19 protein-coding genes and 1 pseudogene are annotated in these 16,694 nt (G+C 67.9%); 7 read left to right on the top strand and 13 right to left on the bottom strand.

The genetic code is table 11. The features are described from left to right. Positions 1 to 54: 54 nt before the first annotated feature. The gene (locus JOL79_RS24465; RefSeq protein ID WP_210158227.1) at positions 55 to 1,041 is read right to left on the bottom strand and encodes an NAD(P)-dependent alcohol dehydrogenase; all 987 of its coding nucleotides are present in this window, start codon (positions 1,039 to 1,041) and stop codon (positions 55 to 57) included. Between the two features lie 170 nt (positions 1,042 to 1,211). On the opposite strand from JOL79_RS24465, the gene JOL79_RS24460 reads away from it, so the two are divergent. Continuing rightward, the gene (locus JOL79_RS24460; RefSeq protein ID WP_210158226.1) at positions 1,212 to 1,883 is read left to right on the top strand and encodes a DUF2306 domain-containing protein; all 672 of its coding nucleotides are present in this window, start codon (positions 1,212 to 1,214) and stop codon (positions 1,881 to 1,883) included. Here JOL79_RS24460 and JOL79_RS24455 read toward each other — a convergent pair. The 3 genes from JOL79_RS24455 to JOL79_RS24445 form a co-directional block, all read right to left on the bottom strand. Then, the gene (locus JOL79_RS24455) at positions 1,880 to 2,536 is read right to left on the bottom strand and encodes a response regulator transcription factor (protein ID WP_210158225.1); all 657 of its coding nucleotides are present in this window, start codon (positions 2,534 to 2,536) and stop codon (positions 1,880 to 1,882) included. The genes JOL79_RS24460 and JOL79_RS24455 overlap by 4 nt on opposite strands. Then, positions 2,533 to 3,666 (bottom strand): sensor histidine kinase, encoded by a 1,134-nt coding sequence (locus JOL79_RS24450; RefSeq protein ID WP_307848699.1) that lies wholly within the window; start codon positions 3,664 to 3,666, stop codon positions 2,533 to 2,535. The genes JOL79_RS24455 and JOL79_RS24450 overlap by 4 nt, the downstream gene beginning before the upstream one ends. Positions 3,667 to 3,841: 175 nt before the next feature. After that, on the bottom strand, positions 3,842 to 4,291 hold the full coding sequence (locus JOL79_RS24445; protein WP_210158224.1) for a winged helix-turn-helix transcriptional regulator: 450 nt from the start codon (positions 4,289 to 4,291) through the stop codon (positions 3,842 to 3,844). 87 nt (positions 4,292 to 4,378) lie between these two features. Between JOL79_RS24445 and JOL79_RS24440 the strand changes: the two genes are divergently transcribed. Together JOL79_RS24440 and JOL79_RS24435 are read left to right on the top strand one after the other, a co-directional pair. After that, entirely contained in the window at positions 4,379 to 4,822 is a 444-nt protein-coding gene (locus JOL79_RS24440; protein WP_079318383.1) for a VOC family protein, read from the top strand. Positions 4,823 to 4,831: 9 nt separating this feature from the next. Next, positions 4,832 to 5,170, top strand: a complete 339-nt coding sequence (locus JOL79_RS24435; RefSeq protein ID WP_210158223.1) for a YciI family protein — start codon at positions 4,832 to 4,834, stop codon at positions 5,168 to 5,170. Between the two features lie 75 nt (positions 5,171 to 5,245). On the opposite strand, the gene JOL79_RS24430 is transcribed toward JOL79_RS24435, so the two are convergent. Next, positions 5,246 to 6,454 (bottom strand): MFS transporter, encoded by a 1,209-nt coding sequence (locus JOL79_RS24430; RefSeq protein WP_210158222.1) that lies wholly within the window; start codon positions 6,452 to 6,454, stop codon positions 5,246 to 5,248. A gap of 100 nt (positions 6,455 to 6,554) precedes the next feature. On the opposite strand from JOL79_RS24430, the gene JOL79_RS24425 reads away from it, so the two are divergent. The 3 genes from JOL79_RS24425 (at position 6,555) to JOL79_RS24415 (ending at position 10,533) form a co-directional block, all read left to right on the top strand. Continuing rightward, positions 6,555 to 7,640 (top strand): DUF5937 family protein, encoded by a 1,086-nt coding sequence (locus tag JOL79_RS24425; RefSeq protein WP_230985388.1) that lies wholly within the window; start codon positions 6,555 to 6,557, stop codon positions 7,638 to 7,640. A gap of 1,063 nt (positions 7,641 to 8,703) precedes the next feature. Continuing rightward, positions 8,704 to 9,579, top strand: coding sequence for an alpha/beta fold hydrolase (locus JOL79_RS24420; protein WP_210158221.1), 876 nt, complete (start codon positions 8,704 to 8,706; stop codon positions 9,577 to 9,579). A gap of 69 nt (positions 9,580 to 9,648) precedes the next feature. Then, on the top strand, positions 9,649 to 10,533 hold the full coding sequence (locus JOL79_RS24415) for an alpha/beta fold hydrolase (protein ID WP_210158220.1): 885 nt from the start codon (positions 9,649 to 9,651) through the stop codon (positions 10,531 to 10,533). 30 nt (positions 10,534 to 10,563) lie between these two features. On the opposite strand, the gene JOL79_RS24410 is transcribed toward JOL79_RS24415, so the two are convergent. Continuing rightward, the gene (locus JOL79_RS24410; protein WP_210158219.1) at positions 10,564 to 11,445 is read right to left on the bottom strand and encodes a helix-turn-helix domain-containing protein; all 882 of its coding nucleotides are present in this window, start codon (positions 11,443 to 11,445) and stop codon (positions 10,564 to 10,566) included. 172 nt (positions 11,446 to 11,617) lie between these two features. Here JOL79_RS24410 and JOL79_RS24405 point away from each other — a divergent pair, with 172 nt between their 5' ends. Beyond that, positions 11,618 to 12,394 (top strand): SDR family oxidoreductase, encoded by a 777-nt coding sequence (locus tag JOL79_RS24405; protein WP_230985387.1) that lies wholly within the window; start codon positions 11,618 to 11,620, stop codon positions 12,392 to 12,394. On the opposite strand, the gene JOL79_RS35880 is transcribed toward JOL79_RS24405, so the two are convergent. The 7 genes and pseudogenes from JOL79_RS35880 to JOL79_RS24375 all read right to left on the bottom strand — a co-directional run. After that, on the bottom strand, positions 12,369 to 12,635 hold the full coding sequence (locus JOL79_RS35880) for a carboxymuconolactone decarboxylase family protein (RefSeq protein ID WP_372446810.1): 267 nt from the start codon (positions 12,633 to 12,635) through the stop codon (positions 12,369 to 12,371). The genes JOL79_RS24405 and JOL79_RS35880 overlap by 26 nt on opposite strands. 64 nt (positions 12,636 to 12,699) lie before the next feature. After that, positions 12,700 to 13,083, bottom strand: a pseudogene (locus tag JOL79_RS35975) (transposase); the annotation flags it as partial. A gap of 279 nt (positions 13,084 to 13,362) precedes the next feature. Next, positions 13,363 to 13,776, bottom strand: coding sequence for a type II toxin-antitoxin system VapC family toxin (locus JOL79_RS24395; protein ID WP_182901549.1), 414 nt, complete (start codon positions 13,774 to 13,776; stop codon positions 13,363 to 13,365). A gap of 1 nt (position 13,777) precedes the next feature. After that, positions 13,778 to 13,981, bottom strand: coding sequence for a hypothetical protein (locus JOL79_RS24390; RefSeq protein ID WP_182901550.1), 204 nt, complete (start codon positions 13,979 to 13,981; stop codon positions 13,778 to 13,780). A 137-nt stretch (positions 13,982 to 14,118) separates the two neighbouring features. Continuing rightward, positions 14,119 to 15,033: an IS3 family transposase gene (locus JOL79_RS24385; RefSeq protein ID WP_210158216.1), complete on the bottom strand. Its 915-nt coding sequence runs from the start codon at positions 15,031 to 15,033 to the stop codon at positions 14,119 to 14,121. After that, entirely contained in the window at positions 15,030 to 15,356 is a 327-nt protein-coding gene (locus JOL79_RS34405) for a transposase (protein WP_182901553.1), read from the bottom strand. Before JOL79_RS34405 ends, JOL79_RS24385 begins: the two co-directional genes overlap by 4 nt. Positions 15,357 to 15,695: 339 nt before the next feature. Further along, a partial coding sequence (locus tag JOL79_RS24375; RefSeq protein WP_210158215.1) for an RICIN domain-containing protein occupies positions 15,696 to 16,694 on the bottom strand: 999 nt, incomplete at its 5' end.

The following is a 16,694-nucleotide window of genomic DNA, read 5'->3' as shown; positions in this document are numbered from 1 at the left end:
TCAAGGTCAAGCCGTCGTCCACGGCTGCCAGGTTTCCCCGGCCTGCCCCGGCGCTCAGGCGGAGATGACGACCTTGCCGGGGGCGTGGCCCTCCTCCAGGTAGCCGATCGCCCTGGGGATTTCCTCGAAGGGGTAGCGACGGTCGATGATCGGGATCACTCGTTTGTCGTCCAGGAACGCGCTCAACGTCCGCAGGTTCTGTTTGGGGCTGGGGCACTTGAGGGCGTCAGCCACCGATATCCGCTGGCCGGCGAAGCGGGATGCCGCCAGGGCGGAGAGCACATGGCCCATGGGTTGTATCCAGCGGCCGGGCGGGCCGCCGACCACTACGTAGGACCCCTTGGGGCGCAGGATGCGGCGGGAGACGGAGACGGATCGGCTCCCGGCGATGTCCAGGAACAGGTCATAGCGCTGGGTCTCGCGGGTGAAGTCCTGGGTGGTGTAGTCGATGACCTTGGTCGCGCCGAGGGAGTGGACCAGGTCCACGTTCCGGGCGCTGCAGACGCCGGTGACCTCGGCGCCGAGGGCACGGGCGAGTTGCACGGCGAACGTGCCCACCCCACCGGACGCGCCGTTGATGAGAACACGCTGGCCCGGCAGGATCTGGCCCTCGTCGCGCAGGGCGAGGAGGGCCGTGTTGGCGGCCATGGGAACCGCGGCGGCCTCCTCGTAGGAGAGGTTCTCCGGTTTCGGGGCGAGGTCGGATTCGCGGACGCAGACATATTCGGCGAAGCCGCCGCCGTTGATGACGGCGAATACGTCGTCGCCGGGACGGAATTCCGTGACGTTCCTGCCGACGGATTCGACCTGACCGGAGATGTCGGCGCCCAGGATGGTGACCTTGGGGGTGCGGAGCGCGAGACCGCCGGGCATCAGGCGGGCCAGGTACGGCTCCCCGCGCATGTTATGCCAGTCGTACGGATTGACGGAGCCCGCACGTATCCGGACCAGGACCTCGTCGTCGCGAGGAACGGGGACGGGGATTTCGGTAAGCGCCAGGACGTCGGGGGGCCCGTACGAGCGTGAGACGAACGCCTTCATCGCCATCTCCCTATGCGAGTCAATGCAAGTGCGGAGGCAGCCAAAGGCTAAGAAACGCGACCGGACCACCGGATCAGCCGAAAGTACGCCTGATCGCTGGATGATCGGCTGACCCGAATCGGGCCGTTCGCGTGATGAACCCGCCTGGGCGAAGAAGCCACGATCCCCTCATGACAGAAAGCAGCGTGCGGGGCGCCAATCCCCAGAAGGTACGGCCCGGCGGACGGGACACCAAAGTCCCCGGATGGATGGGGCCCACCGGCCTGATCCTGCTCAGCGTCATTCCAGTGGTCGCCGGTGCGCTGCGTCTGGGGGAACTGGCCGGTGGCGCGGCCGTCACCCCCGCCAACGCGCGATTCTTCGCGACACCGCTGCCCGTGGTGGCACACATCATCGGAGCGTCGCTCTACGGCATCGTGGGCGCCTTCCAGTTCGCGAAGAGGTTCCGTCGCCGGAGGCCGGGCTGGCACCGCATGGCAGGACGAATCCTCGTTGCATGCGGACTCGTCGCCGCACTCTCCGGGCTGTGGATGACCCTGTTCTATCCTCGCCCGGAAGGTGACGGCGATCTCCTGGAGGCGTTCCGGCTCGTGTTCGGCACGGCGATGGCGGCCTCCCTCGTGCTCGGCTTCGCCGCCGTCCGGCGGAGAGATCTCCGCCGCCACCGCGCCTGGATGATCCGCGCCTACGCGATCGGTGTGGCGGCGGGCACCCAGGCGTTCACCCAGCTCCCCTGGATGCTCCTCGTCGGCCCGCTCGGCGAGATCCCCCGAGCCCTGCTCGTGGCCGCCGGATGGGTCATCAACCTCGCCGTGGCCGAGTGGATCATCCGGAGACGCTAGTTCCTGACCCGATGGGTCTCGTACGCCCACATGGCGATTTCCACCCGGTTCCGGGCGCCGAGCTTGGCCATCAGGCTGGCGATATGGGTCTTGACGGTGCTCAGTGAGATGTGGAGTTCGTCGGCGATCTCGCTGTTGGTACGCCCCCGGGCCACCGTGACGAGAATCTGCTCCTCACGCTCGGTGAGCGCCTCGATGGGACGGACGGGCGGCGCGGCGGGCCCGGCGTGCGCGAAGGCGGTGAGCAGGCGGGCGGTGACGCTCGGAGCGATGATGGCGTCACCGGCCGCCGCGGCGTGTACGGCCTGGGAGAGCAGCCCGGCGCCGGCGTTCTTCAGCAGGAACCCCCGGGCTCCCGCGCGCAGCGCCGCGTAGACGTACTCGTCGAGGTCGAAGGTAGTGATGACCACGACGGCGAGTGGGTCGCCGACGGCGGGCCCGGCGAGCATCCGGGTGGCCTCGATGCCGCTGACCACGGGCATCCGGATGTCGAAAAGGCACACATCCGGACGTAGCCGCCGGGCGAGTTCGACCGCCCGCCGCCCGTCGGCGGCCTCGCCGATCACCTCGATCCCCGGCTGCGCGTTGAGGATCATCACCAGTCCGGTACGGACGATCTCCTGGTCGTCGGCGACCAGCACCCTGATGCTCATCTGGCCACTCCGGCACGTGGGAGCACGGCGGTGACGCTCCATCCCCGGTCGGGATTGGGGCCCGCCACGCAGGTCCCTCCGAGGAGATCGGCCCGTTCGATCATGCCGGTGATCCCGTAACCGGGTGTCCCCGCGGGGCGAACGGGATCGCCGTCATCGCTCACGTTCAGACGGACCGACGTGTCGTCGGCGCTGACCCGAACCAGGACTCGGGTGGCGTGCCGCGCGTGGCGCCGGGCATTGGTGACCGACTCCTGGGCGAGGCGGTAGATCGCGGCCTCGACGGAAGGAGGGAGGCCGACGATGTCGCCCTCGATCTCCACCTGGACGGACGGGCCGGATTGCGCCGGGCTTTCGAGCTGGGAGAGATCGGCGATGCTCCGCCCGGGCGCCAGGTCCGCGGGCGCGTTCCGGCGCAGGACGTGAACCATGGCGCGCATCTCGGCGAGCGCCTGGGCCGCCTCGGCCTCGATCACCTGCAACGCCTCGGTGGCGGCGTCCGGCCGCGACGCCGCCGTCGCCAATCCCGCCTGTGCCCGGATCGCCATCGCCGAGACGTGATGGGCGACGGTGTCATGCAGATCCCGGGCCAGTTGCTCGCGTTCGAGCAGTTTGACCTGATCGAGCTCCCGCGTCCGCGCCCTCGTCCGGTACCGGAACGTCGCTCCCACGGCGCTCACCGAGAACACGACGGCGAAGGCGGCGATCGTGTCGCCGGGACCGGGATAGTCCACGACCACGGAGAACGTGGCTTTGACGAGAATGACCGCCAACCCGATGATCGCCTCTCGCCCGGACCCCCACCGGAACAGCGCGTACGGCAGGAGAAGCAGATAGATCATGGTGTTGGACTCGGGCGAGTCGCCACCCGCCAGCACCTGGGCCACACCCGACAGCCCGAACGCGATCAGGACCATCAGCAGCGGCTGGGTACGGCGCCACAACAAGGTGGGCACCAGCCCGACCGCGAGGCTCACCGAGATGACCCGTGAGGGCATGTCCGGCCGCACCACTCCTTCGAGCAGCGCGACCAGCGGCAACACCCCCAGGAGCACCCAGTCTCGCCACACCCGCCGTGGTGCGTTGGGGGAACGGGGCTCGTACCACACAGAGCGAATAAGGCCGGGCACGAAGTCATCGTACGAGAGCCGCCGCCACCCACAATCAGCCCAAAGTACGAGCCATTTCGCTCATCGGACTGGTAGCCGTCGCGGATGGCGTCGCCACTCCGACACGTCCGGCAGCACTTCTGCCAGGGGCGGTTCGTGAGCGATCAGCCTGGGTGGGGCTACAACGACGTTGTCATCAGGCCGAACCCGGGCCCGGGAGGAGGTCGACGTCGTCGGCGTGCATCGGCTCTCCGCAGTGACTGCAGCGTGGGTCGACGTGTCCGATCCGCCCGCAGGCATGGTGACGGTACAGGACGGGAGGCCCGGCCTCGCCGGCGAGCCAGCGGTCACCCCACCGGGCCATCACCATGAGCATCTCGACGAGATCGGCGCCCTTGACGGTGAGGTGGTACTCGTAGCGGGGGCGGGCATCGTAGGGCAGTCGCTCGAGCACACCCTGTTCGACCAGGTGGTTGAGCCGCTCGGTGAGTACCTTGCGGGAGATCCCCAGGTCGGCCTGGATGTGATCGAAGCGGCGCACCCCGGCCCAGACGTCGCGCAGGATCAGCGGCGACCAGGGCTCGCCGATCACGTCCAAGGTACGCGCGATGGAACACGCCATCTCCCCGAACCGCGTTCGCTGCATGGCAGCAACCTAGCAAGTTGAGTTCCCTTAAGGAACCCAGGGTGTTACCTTCTTAGCGTCTCTTGAAGAAACCTCGAAAGGGATCCGATGACGTTCATAAGGCGCTTCGACCACGTCGGCATCACCGTCGCCGACCTCGATGCCGTGACGGCGTTCTTCGTCAGCCTCGGTCTGGAGGCCGATCGGAAGATGGCCGTCGAAGGCGAGTTCCTGGACACGGTGATCGGCATGACCGGCGCCCGCACCGAGATCGTCATGCTGCGAGCGCCCGGCGGAGGTACGACGCTGGAGCTCTCGAGCTTTACGCGGCCGGACCACCTCCCGGGTTCGCCTGCCGCGCCGGCCAACGAGCTGGGCCTGCGCAACGTCGCCTTCGAGGTGCACGACCTCCAAGCCGCAGTCGACCACGCCGCAGCCGACGGCTACGGCCTGGTGGGAGGCATCGGCGAATACGAAGGCGTGTGGCGGATGGCCTATGTCCGGGGACCCGAAGGAATCATCGTCTCGTTGGCCGAGCGCATCGAGAAATAAGGAGACATCATGAGCACGACCGTGACCGACGAACAGATTCGGGCTCTGGCCGCGACCGCGAAGCCCTACAGCCTGGCGCTCCTTCAGTGGGGGCCGGAGCGGACCATGGACAACGCGGACGCCATCGAACTCGAACACCAGCGACGCATGGTGTCGCTGCGCGCTGAGGGGGTGATCGCGATCCTGTGCCCGGTCGCCTCCGGCACCGTGGCCGGCGTCGCGATCATGACCGTGCCGGCCGAAGAAGCCGCGGAGATCATGGCCGGGGACCCCTGCGTTCGAGCCGGAATGATGCGCTGCGAGGTCCACCCGTGCCACGGCTTCCCCGGAGACGCCCTCCCCGTATAAAAGCCGCGCGGACACGCGCGGTTGGGGACACCGGCCACCGAACGAGCTACTCGAGGAATTCGAGGTGCATCATGCTCAGCGGACAACGGCGGAGGCGGAGAGAAGAGTCACGGCGGCGAGGCCGCCCCACAGGGCAGCCGGACCGTGCGGTGCGAGAGCGGTGATGACCGCTGGGGAGACGGCGAGGCCGAAACCCGTGGAGAGCTGGAAGCGGGCGAGAGCGCCTCCCAGGGCAGGGGCCGGGGCGAGGGCGGTGACGAGCGCGGTGGCGCTGCCCGCATAGATGATCTCGCCGAGGGTGCAGACCACGGACACCGCGGCGACCGCCGGGGCACCCCAGCCGTGTCCCAGTGAGGTGGCGGCGAGGAAGCCGAGATAGGACGCGGTGAGCACCAAGCCGGCGAATGCCAGCACCGACCGGCGGGGGAAGCGTGACGTCAGGACGGTGACCGGAACCTGCAGGGTGACCACCAGCACCGTGTTGGCCACAAAGATGGCCGCCGACCACACCGGAGAGGCGTGCATCTGCGTCACCAGGACCAGAGGGAGGGCGACTTCGGGGACGTTGAGGCAGAAGACGTAGATCACGTTGGCGGCCAGCAGCGCGCCCATCCGGGGTGTCGGCTCGTCGTCCCTGTCCCTGTCCCTGTCCTTGGCAGCGCCAGCGGCGGCGGCGGCGGCCGGATGCGCGTGCACGTGGACCGACCACGCCAGGGCCGCCGCGGCGAGGTAGGCGAGCCCGGTCACGCCTGCCAACGCTCTCAATGCGGTGGTTCCACCCGCCAGACAGGCGGTGGCGACGAGTGCGCCGGCGCCCAGGCCGGCGTTGCGCAGGGCGCGTCCCCCTGCGAGAGCGGCGTCGCGTTCCCGGCCCTGGGCGACTGTGGCCACGAGGGCGGCGTGGGCCGCCGGCCATGCCTGGTTGCCGATGCCGAGGAAGAGCGAGGCTGTCGCGAACAGCCAGACGTTCCCCGTCGGGGCTGCCAGCAGCAGCGCCACGCCCAGCACCCGTACCAGCATCGATGCCGCCACAACCGTGCTGCGTGCGCCCCGGTCCAGCCATCGGCCCACCACAGGCACGCACACCAGGCCCGCGACGACGCCGGCCGTCATGGCGGTGCCGGTGACCGGTGTGGACAGCCTCAGCACCGTTACTCCGTAGAGCAGCAGAAACGGCCGCAGCAGACCGGTGCCGAGCGCGTCCACGGCCAGGGCAACGGCGTAGCGGGGGCCTCCGGAGGCACGGAGGAGGGCGCGGGGCTGGATTCCGGTGGTGGTTGCCATGGCGCCTACGGTTGTGCCGGGCAGCCGGATGCGGCACGCCGGTTGACGGACATCGTCAACCGACGCCGCCGCCAGCCGTCCGACCAGCAAAGATGGGGGGATGACGCTGCGCATCGACATCACCGGGCTACCGGCCGAGCGGCTGCGGTTCGCCGCCTCTCCGCTGGCCGAGCTGACCGCGATGTTGCACGTCCTGGCCGAACCCGGGCATCACCCGCGGCTGGCCGGCTGGGCCGGGGAAGTCTGGTCCGGGCTGCGGCCAGAGCTGGCCGAGCGGTTACGGGAGGCGGAGTTCCTCTGGCGTTCCTCACGAGCCGATTTCCTGGTCCCCGCCCGACCTCGGCAGACCCTCGCCGAGGAGTTGGACGATGTGGACCGGATCGACGACGAGACCTATGTGACCGCCGCGCTCACCACCACGTGCGGCAGCAACCGGGTCCGCTTCACCGCGCCGTCGCCGCTCTCTGACGCAACCGCGCGCGAGCGGGCCCTGGACCTGGCCCAGGCCCGCGGGGCACTCCAAGAAGCATTCGCGGAGCTGCTGCTCGCCGACCCGGCCGCGGTGCGGGCGCGGGTGCGCCACACCCTCGAACAGTGCGCAGAGGCGTTCTTCGACGCCGCCTGGACGCGCGTCGCGGTACACCTGGCCACCGACCTGCGTCTCAAGAACGACCTGCTGAAGCGCCAGGGCATCGGGGCGGCACTCTCCTCGGTCTCCGGCGCCGTCACCCTGGCACCGGACGGCGACCGCATCATCGTGGACAAGCTGCAGGACAACGCAACCGCCGCACACGACACCGGGGTCACCTTCATCCCCAGTCACTTCGGCCGCCCGCACCTGGTGGTGATCCACGCGCCTGGATGGCAGCCGGTGGTGCAGTACCCCGTGGCCGAGCCGAGTCCGTCAGAGCCGGTATCGCTGGAGACGGTCACCCTCCGGCTGGAGGCGCTCGCACATCCGGTACGAATGCGGCTGCTGCGCACCCTGGCCCGCGGCCCGCACACCACCGGCGAACTGGCCCACGCCTGGGAGCTCTCTCCCCCGGAGGTCTCCCGCCACCTCGCCGTCCTGCGCCGCGCGGGCCTGCTCACAACCCGGCGGCGCGGGCGCTACGTCAACTACACCCTCAACCTGCCCGAGATGACGACGCTGGGCACAGACCTGCTGGCGGCCGTCCTGCGCTGAGCAGCCGTCCCCGGCCTCCACCGCCACGATCTCCGCCGCACCGGGAACACGATCGCGGCCAGTGCCGGCGCACGCAGCCCCGTGGCGTGGTCGCTACGGGCTTGTTTTGGCTGGTGGGTGGTACTGGGTTCGAACCAGCGACCCTCGCTTGTAGGTCAACCCAGGAAAGGGCGGGACCAGCACCACCACCAGTCCCGACCTGGTCGTACGGTCCAGCACCGTCCGGGCACGTCCATCGCGGTTGTCACCCAGATCGGCGCCCAGTGCGGCCATACCTGAAAGCAGCCGGACGGTTGGATTGGATGTGTGGTGCCGGCCGGCGTCGCCAGGTAGTGGCCGGCCACGCTGTCCAGGGCATCACCGTCCAGCCGTGACAGTAGGCGGCCCAGCGTGGTCGCCGCCAGCCGGGTGGCCGTGGCCGGCAGCCCGATACGTGCCAGGAGGGCCGGGTCGCACCCGGTGATGTATCTGATGACGGCCGCGAGCGAGGTCGCTGCGGCGAGTACGGCCAGCGAGCACGTCGGTGGGGGAAGATGGCACGCGAGCGCGGCCCTGTTCTTGATCGACTGGCTTAGACACCCACGATCATCAGGGGCCGCGCTTGTCGTTCACAAGGCGCAAGCAGCCCTGGGGGCATCGCCACACCGCCCTGTCAACTCATGATCCGAGAACGCAACGGCCCTGCCCACCGGATGGGCACGAAAGATCGAGGCTAAAACAATCCTGATAATCCGCCAAAAGCTATTCGGAGGCACGGGATGCGATCTTAGTGTGGCACCGCCCGCACAGCGGGACACAGCGGAACGAGCGGTCCCGTCACGCCGATCAGACTCCATGACCTTCGACGCGATGAGGTTTCGGAGAACCAGGGACTCCGAGGTCTCCACATGCCCATGATTCGGCATTCAAGGCGTCAAAATCCCGAAGAGCCCCCCCGATGTGTGGTACGGCAGCACACTCCAACAGCGTTCACGAGGGGACAACACGACGGGAGGAGCAGCGTTCACGCTCAGGCCGCGCTGATCTCCGGGTAGTCACCGAGAGGCGACTGGAGGCGTTCTCCATGCCTTTTTCACAGCCGACACAGGGCTTCAGAAACTTCTACGAACGCTCGGGCCGCGGAACGCCTGTTGTGCTCGTACACGGCAACCCGGGAGATCACATGGAGTTTTCGCGTGTGGTGCCGCTTCTGGGTGACACCGTCGACGTGGTGACCCCGGACCTGCGCGGGTACGGGAAGTCCGACAAACACCTGAAGGACGTCGGTAACGCCTATTCGCTCAGCGGCCAGGTCGACGGTGTCATCGCGCTCATCGACGAACTGGGCATCGCCAACGCGGTGCTGTGCGGGTACGACGTGGGCAGTTTCACCGTCCAGACTATCGCCATGAAGCGCCCGGATCTGACGCACTCCCTGGTCATCGCACCGCCGACCATGGGTGTCGGGCGGCGGATTCTGGAGGAGAAGGCCGTCAACGCCTTCCTGCACGCGATCATGTACAAGACCAGCCTGGTCGAGGACCTGATCGACGGAAAGCCGGAAGCCGTCCGTGCCGTACTGCGGGAGAATCTGGTGAGCTGGTCGCCCCCCGGCTCCCCCGCGGTCGACGAGCTCCTCGACCATCTCACCGAGAATCACTCGGAGCCAGGCGCATTTCTGGCCAGCGCGATGTGGTTCCGCCACCCCGAGGGCAACCCCATCACCTACTACGCCAACGAGACCAAACCGGCGCCGGGTGACAGGTTTTCGAAGAACATCACCATCCTGTGGCCGGACAGCGATGCGCTCTTCCCCCTGGAATGGAGCGACACGCTCGACGACTACTACAGCGACTACGACCTCCACATCATGGAGAACACGGGGCATTTCAGCCCCGTCGATTCCCCGGAAACCTGGGCGGCGCACATTCGCAGGCATGTACGGGCCGCCTCGAAGTAGCGAGCTCAAGATCACATAATCTGCCGCTTCTCGTCAGGAGGTACGGATATGCAGGGACTCCGCCACAATATGTTCGACGCCGTGGAGGTCCGAATCCACCACGTGACCGCGGGAACACCTCCAGGCAATGGCGGGGACGATCAGACGATCGTGTTGTTGCATGGCTGGCCCCAGACCTGGTGGGAGTGGCGTCACATCATCGAGCCTCTCCATTCCGATGGCTGGTTCGTCGTAACTCCCGATTATCGAGGGGCCGGCGGGTCGTCGAAGCCCGAAAGCGGCTACGACAAGCACACGATGGCAGGAGACATCAGGGCGCTGCTCCATCATCTCGGCGTGCAGAAGCCCATCACCCTTGTCGGTCACGACCTCGGGATGTTGGTCGGCTACGCGTACGCCTCCCTTTACCCGGCTGATGTCAGGCGTCTCGTGCTCATGGAGGCTCCGATCCCGGGCACCGAAACGTACGAGAGCAGCCTGGCCACGACCAGATACAGCAAGAACAGGCTTTGGCACTTCCACTTCCACGGCGCAGCAGGCAACGAGGCCGAGACGCTCATCGCCGGCAGCGAGTTTCCCTATCTGCGCAATTTCTATGTCAAGCTGAGCGCGAATCCCGATGCCATCTCGCTGTCGGATGCGGAGCGCTATGTCGCCGACTACACGGCTCCCGGAGCCATGCGAGCGGGCCTCGAGCTCTTTCGGGCTTTCGAGAAGGACGCAGATGACAATCGGCGCGTTCTGTCAGAGAAGGGTAAACTCAATATGCCCGTGCTCGGGCTCGGAGGGACCGCGAGCTTTTTCCTGCCCGTGGCCGAGAAGATGCTCTCCGAGGTCGCGGAAAGCGTCACTGTCCGGCCGATCGAAGATTCGGGCCATTGGATCGCCGAGGAACAGCCGGAGACGCTCCTGCGGCGCCTATGTGAATTCATCCAGGAGACCGGCGGGGAATGAATCCCCGCGGAGGCCGAGGGCTGTGCGGCATCAGGCTGAGGGCGGCCCGGGCCGGGCCGATTCTCGGTCAGGGGCGGGTGCGTTCCAGGACTCGAGCAGGCGTAGCGCCTGTTCGGTCGGCGAGTCCGGTTCCACGTTGTAGACGTACAGGGTCTGTTCCGCGTCTCCGGGAACCGGGAAGGACTCGAAGGCGAAGTGCAGGTCACCAACGACGGGGTGATGATGAAGCTTCGCGCCGTGGGTGCACCGTAGCACCCGGTGGTCGTTCCACCAGGTCGTGAAGTGCGGCGACCGCAGCATGAGCTCGCCCACCAGGTCTGCGAGTTGCCGGTCGTGGGGTCGGCGCCCGGCCTCCAGGCGGAGGATTCCCACGGTTTCGGCAGCGATGCGCTCCCAGTCGCCGACGGTCTGCCGGGCGGAGGGGTCCAGCAGGTAGTAGCGGGCCAGGTTGCGGGCCGGCACGGGCAGGGCGTCGAAGTCGGTGAGGACGGCCCGGGCCAGTCGGTTGGAGGCTAGGACGTCGGTCCGCCGGCCGAGGACGAACGCCGGCACGTGCTGCAGCGTCCGCAGCATCAGGTGAAGGCCTGGACGGACTCTCTGCGGGCCGGTGTGGGCGCGGCGAGTGGCGGCGTTCGGCCGGGTCAGCAGATCACGCATGTGTTCCGTCTCGGACGCGTCCAGGTGCAGGGCCCGGCTCAGAGCCTCAAGGACCTCCGGTGAGGGGTTACCGGCCCGGCCCTGTTCGAGCCGCGTGTAGTACTCGGTGCTCATCCCGGCGAGCCGGGCGACCTCGTCCCGGCGCAGTCCCGAAACCCGGCGTGTGCGGCCGTCCTCGGGCAGTCCTGCCTGGTCAGGCGTCAGGCGGTTACGCCGGGTACGCAGAAAATCGGCGAGCTCGCGTCGGCTGTCCATACCCCCAGTGTGACGTCTCGCGTGTCCGGCATTTCCGGCGTGGGTGACCCTGCCGGTACCAGTCTCCGCAGGGTACGGCAGGTGCTCTTTGCGGTGGGTCCGGCGGTGGTGTGCTGGATGGGCGGCCCGGATGAACGGACCACCGCCCGAAAGTTCCACGGAAGGTACCTCCATGACCTCGCAGACCTCTGTCGCCCCGCTTGCCGGCCGTGTCACCGTCGTGACCGGCGCATCCAGCGGTATCGGTGAAGCGACCGCTGAGCACCTGGCATCGCTGGGAGCGAAGGTCGCCGTGCTGGCCCGGCGCGAGGACCGGCTCGCCGAGCTGGTCTCCCGCATCGAAGCCAACGGTGGCACCGCACTGACGATCGCCGCCGACGTGACCGACGCCCAAGCCGTACGCGCCGCCGCCGACCGCGTGAAGAACGACCTGGGCGGCGCGGACCTGCTCTTCAACAACGCAGGCGTGATGCTCCCGGCTCCGATCCAGGAGCTGGCCGGCGATCAATGGCAGCGCCAGATCGACCTGAACATCACCGGCCTGATGAACGCCATCGGGGCGTTCGTTCCCCAGCTGGTCGAGGCGGCCGCCGAACGCGGCGTCGGTGACCTGATCAACACCTCCTCCATCGCCGCGCAGAACCTCTTCCCGAACTTCGCCGTGTACTCGGCCACCAAGGCCTATGTCTCGCACCTGTCCCGGCACCTGCGTATGGAGCTGGGCCCGAAGAAGGTGCGGGTCTCGGCGATCGAGCCGGGCATTGTCGGTACGGAACTGCAGAGCCACGTGACCGACATCGGGGCACTGGAGTGGCTGGAGGGTTCCAAGCAGACGATGGAGTGGCTGACGGCGGAGGACATCGCCCACACCGTCGGTTTCCTCGCCTCCCAGCCGGCACGCGTCAACCTTCAGCAAGTCACGATCATGCCCACCGGCGAGGCCAGCTGATCACACCCACGGCGCCGCCGTCCCGATCCGAGCGGGAGGGCGGCGCGGTCGGTCTCGGAGAAGTAGTCGGTCTCTTCCCAGCGGGCAGCACGGCGATCCGGTCGGGATTTTCGCCCTTCTTGAGGGCCGCGCGGGTGTGCGTGCGCAGGTAAAACGCGCAGCCGTTGATCTGGGAGGTGCGGATCTTCAGCAGCTCGACCAGGAGCGGGTTGAGGCCCGCAGCGGCGGCGGCCTCTTCCACCTCCGACGACAGGGCGATGAGGGGCCTTGCAGGCGGCCGGGTGCTGCTCGCTGATGTTGACGCGCTGGGATCTGCGCTGGTAGTGGCATCGGCGGGCGGTGGCTTGATGGCGGCGTCGCCAGTGTGACCAGTGCAGGATCTCCTCGGTCCGGCGGTGTCGGGTGAGGGCGAGGGCGGCCAGCAAGCGGCGGATCTCCGGCATGGTCAAGGGCAGATGCTCTTCGTCGCCGTCGGGCTGGGATGCGGCCAGGGCCGCGAGGAAGGCCAGAGCGAGCATCGCCAAGGTGATGCGGCGGTGCCAGCCGTCCCAGCTGCGGACCTGGTAGTGGTCCAGCCCGACCTGGCCCTTGACAGCCTGGAAGGACTCCTCCACCGTCCAGCGGATGCCGGCGATGCGCACCAGGGCGGCCAGTGGTGCCGGGGTGGGTGCGTAGCAGCGGTGCGCTGCGCAGCAGGCGTTGCATGGTCTGCGGGCCGCTCAACCCGGCGTGCTCGGCCAGGTTCCAGCAGCCCCGTTTTCCCTGATGGGAGACGGGGCTCTTTTCGCAGGTGGGCGGTACTGGGTTCGAACCAGTGACCCCTCGCTTGTAAGTCAACCCAGGAACGGGCGGGACCAGCACCGCTACCCGCCCTGACCTGGGCCTACGGTCCCCCGTTGTCCACCGCCGTCCGGCCTCGTCCACCGCGATTGTCACCCAGATAGTCACTCAGGCGGCAGCGTCCGTGATCAGCCGGGTAACAGCGTGAAGGCCTCGACGTGGCGTGGACGCACGATCCGGAAGTGCCGGTGGTCGACTGTCGCGACCTCCCTCAGCCCCAGACGCTCCGCGATCGCGATGACGGCAGCGTCCACCAATCCGAGAGGAAGATCGACGTACCTCTCGACGAGTTCCGCCATCCGAGGAAGATCCTCGTCCTCCAACTCAGCCACGTGGAACCCGTTGCCGCCGAAAGACTTCAGGAACGTGACCTCAGCCTGCGGGCCGACACGCGATTCCAAGAGGTAGCCGACCTCTCCCATCACCGGCGACGGCACAAGCAACGGCCCCTCCGCCTGGCGCAGCAGCTTGAGACAGGCCTGGTGGTGCTCGTCCTTGGCGTTGCCAGCAGCGAGAAGGACGCCGGTGTCGCACAGGAGCACGTCAGCGGCCCATCTCGGAGCGCAGGATCTCCTCGTGGCGTTCGGCGAGGTCCGGCTCGGCCTCGAACGACGCGAAGAACGGAAGGTCACGCTCCACCGGGGCAGGCTCGTCCAGACGGCCGCGAATCAACTCCAGAGCCGGGCGTAGCTCCGACTCCGGCAACTGGTCCACGAGGTAGTGCAGTTCCTCGCGCATGACGCTCATGCCCTCAGTCTAGGTCTGCAGCGTGACGAGGGCACGAGCATCGGGCGTAACCCGGCCACCGAAAGATCGTTGGGGGCGGGGCCGACACGAGGTGGGGAGGAGAGCGGTGGCAATCCCCTGAAACCGTGGAGACGTTTCTATGCGGCGATGGCTTCGTGAGCCCCCGCCGTGGCGGTCGCTCGGGCGGCCATGATCCGTTGCTCGTACTCGATCGGGGGTAGGCCGTCGGCGGCGCTATGGCGCCGGCGCGGGTTGTAGAAGTCGGCGATCCAGATGGCGATCTTCATCCGTGCCTGGTCCCGGGTGGCGAAGCGGTGCCGGCGCACGAACTCGACTTTGAGGGTGGAGTTGAACGACTCGGCCGCGGCGTTGTCCAGGGCGCAGCCCACCCGGCCCATGGATTGCACCACGCCCCAGTGCCGGCAAGCGGCCTGGAAACGGGCGGCGGTGTATTCGCTGCCGCGGTCGCTGTGAAAGATCACTCCCTCGATGGTGCCGCCGCGGGTGACGGCCGCCATCTGCAGCGCAGCGATGGTCAGGGCCGCGTCGTGGTGGGTGGACATGGCATAGCCGAGCATCCGGCGAGAGAACAGGTCTTCCACTGTCGCCAAATACAGCTTGCCTTCGCCGGTGGGGATTTCGGTGACGTCGCCGCACCACAGCACGTCCGGCGCTATCGCGGTGAATTGCCGTCGCACCAGATCCGGCGCCGCGGCCCGTTTCCCCGCCCTGGTCAGCCCTCGGTGTTTGCGGCGCTCGCGGGCGACCAGACCGAGTTCGGCCATCCGCGCCGCCACGGTGTTGACCGAGACCCGCCAGCCGTCCTGGTGCAGATCCCGGGCGATTCGCGGGGACCCGTAAGTCCCGGCGGAGGCGGTGAACCGTGCCGCGATCGCCTCATCCAACCGGTCTTGCCGCTGCCGGCGGGCGGTCGGCGCCCGATCGCGCCACTTGTAGAACCAGGCTTGCGAGACACCCAAGACCCGGCAGGTCAGCACATGGGGAACGTCATGCTCGGTCTTCTGGGAAGCGATGAAGGCCGCCACGCTCACCGGCCCGTCGCTTCCTTGACCCAGAGGACCACGGAGCGCTTGAGGACATCACGCTCCATCTCCAGCTCAGCGCGTTCCTTGGCCCACTCGGCCTTTTGCCTGCGCAGCCGCGCGAGTTCTTCACGCTCGGACTCGGCCAACTCTCCGCCGGAACCGCTGTCCTGCTCTCGGGCCAGCCGGTCCATTTGCACCCAGTTGGCCAGCGTGCCCGAGTTGATTCCCAGGTCCCTTGCGACCTGGGCGATCGACTTACCCGTCTCACGGACGATGCGCACCGCACCCGCCCGGAACTCCGGATCGAACCTGCGTCTGGTCTCTCCCACGACCCAACCTTCTCCTTAGGTCAGGTCTCCACGCTACGAGGGGAGAGCCAGGCGGTTGAGGAACTTCCATCAGCGTGGGGGTCCATTGAGCCGTCATTGATCGAACCCCCATGGGGGTTCGATCAATGACGAGCGCCTACCGCTCGCGAGCGAGGCGGTTCGATGCGTTCACCGCGGTGGTCTGCCGGGCCGTACCGATGGGAGCGGAGACAAGGTGCCCGGTGGTGGTCGCTTGCCGACGTTCGGAGTTGACATCTCGCCGCTACCCCTGGCCGCAGGGCGGAGCGGCCAGGGGTAGCGGTCGACGCCGCGGCAGCAGGCGAGAACCGGGTCGTCCGGTCAGGTCTGGTTGAATTGCCATTGCTGGTTGGCCCCGCCGTTGGCGGCCCACTGCACGACCGGTGCCCCGTCGCTCGTCGCCGCACCGGAGACGTCCGCCACCAGTCCGCTGTTGTGGCTGACGATGGTGTAGTAGCCGTTGCCGGTGGATCGCAGATACCACATCTGGTTGGTGCCGCCGTTGGCCGTCCACTGCTGCAGTTGCAGCCCGGCCGTGCTGCTGCCGGCGTTGACGTCGAGCACCTTTCCACTCGGGACGTACTTGAGGGTGTAGGAGCCGTCGGAGGTTGTGGCGATGGTCCAGGTGGCGGTGCCGCTCTGCTGGACCACCTTGGCACCGTCGGCGGTGGAGTTGCCCGCGACAGCGAGCGGCTTGCCGCTGTTGCGGTTGACGATGCGGTAGGTGCCCGGTGCGGGTCCGCTTCCGCTGCTTCCGCCGAGGTTGAAGTACTCCACCGCGTCGGTGAAGACGGGGCTACCGGACTTCGTGGTCGACAGCTGCAGGTACACGCGGTTGCCGGTGGCCGGTGTGGTGAAGGTGACCGGCTGGGTGACCCGCGAGCCGAGCGGGACGGTCAAGGTCGTGCTTCCGGACGCGACGACCGCGCCGTCCGGCGCGTCGAGCCGCGCCGTCCAAGTGAAGCCCACCGAAGTGTCGGCGAAGTCGTCGTTGAAAACGGTGATGTTGCGGGTCACCGAGGCGTTCGGGGCGTAGGTGGGCACGGCCTGCGGCAGCGGGAAGCTGCCGTTCGAGTCCGAGGCGCCGGAGGCGGACCAGTACGGGAGGTCGACCGCTGCCACCGGGTTGAACGCCGCCTGCACGCGCTGGATCTGCGGGTTGCTCCAGGGGTTCGAGAGGTTGTCCGCGCCGTAGATAGGGTGACCGCCCTCCTCCGGGGTGAAGTCCGTGGAACGCACTCCGGGCACAACGCTGGCCCAGGCGGACAGCAGCGTGTACGGACGCAGGTCGGTGGCGTTCTTGCCGCGCTTGGCCAGGGT

Source organism: Microbispora oryzae, assembly GCF_017896165.1.
In the GTDB taxonomy this organism is placed as follows: Bacteria; Actinomycetota; Actinomycetes; order Streptosporangiales; family Streptosporangiaceae; genus Microbispora; species Microbispora oryzae.
This window is presented reverse-complemented; position numbering and strand designations above follow the sequence as displayed.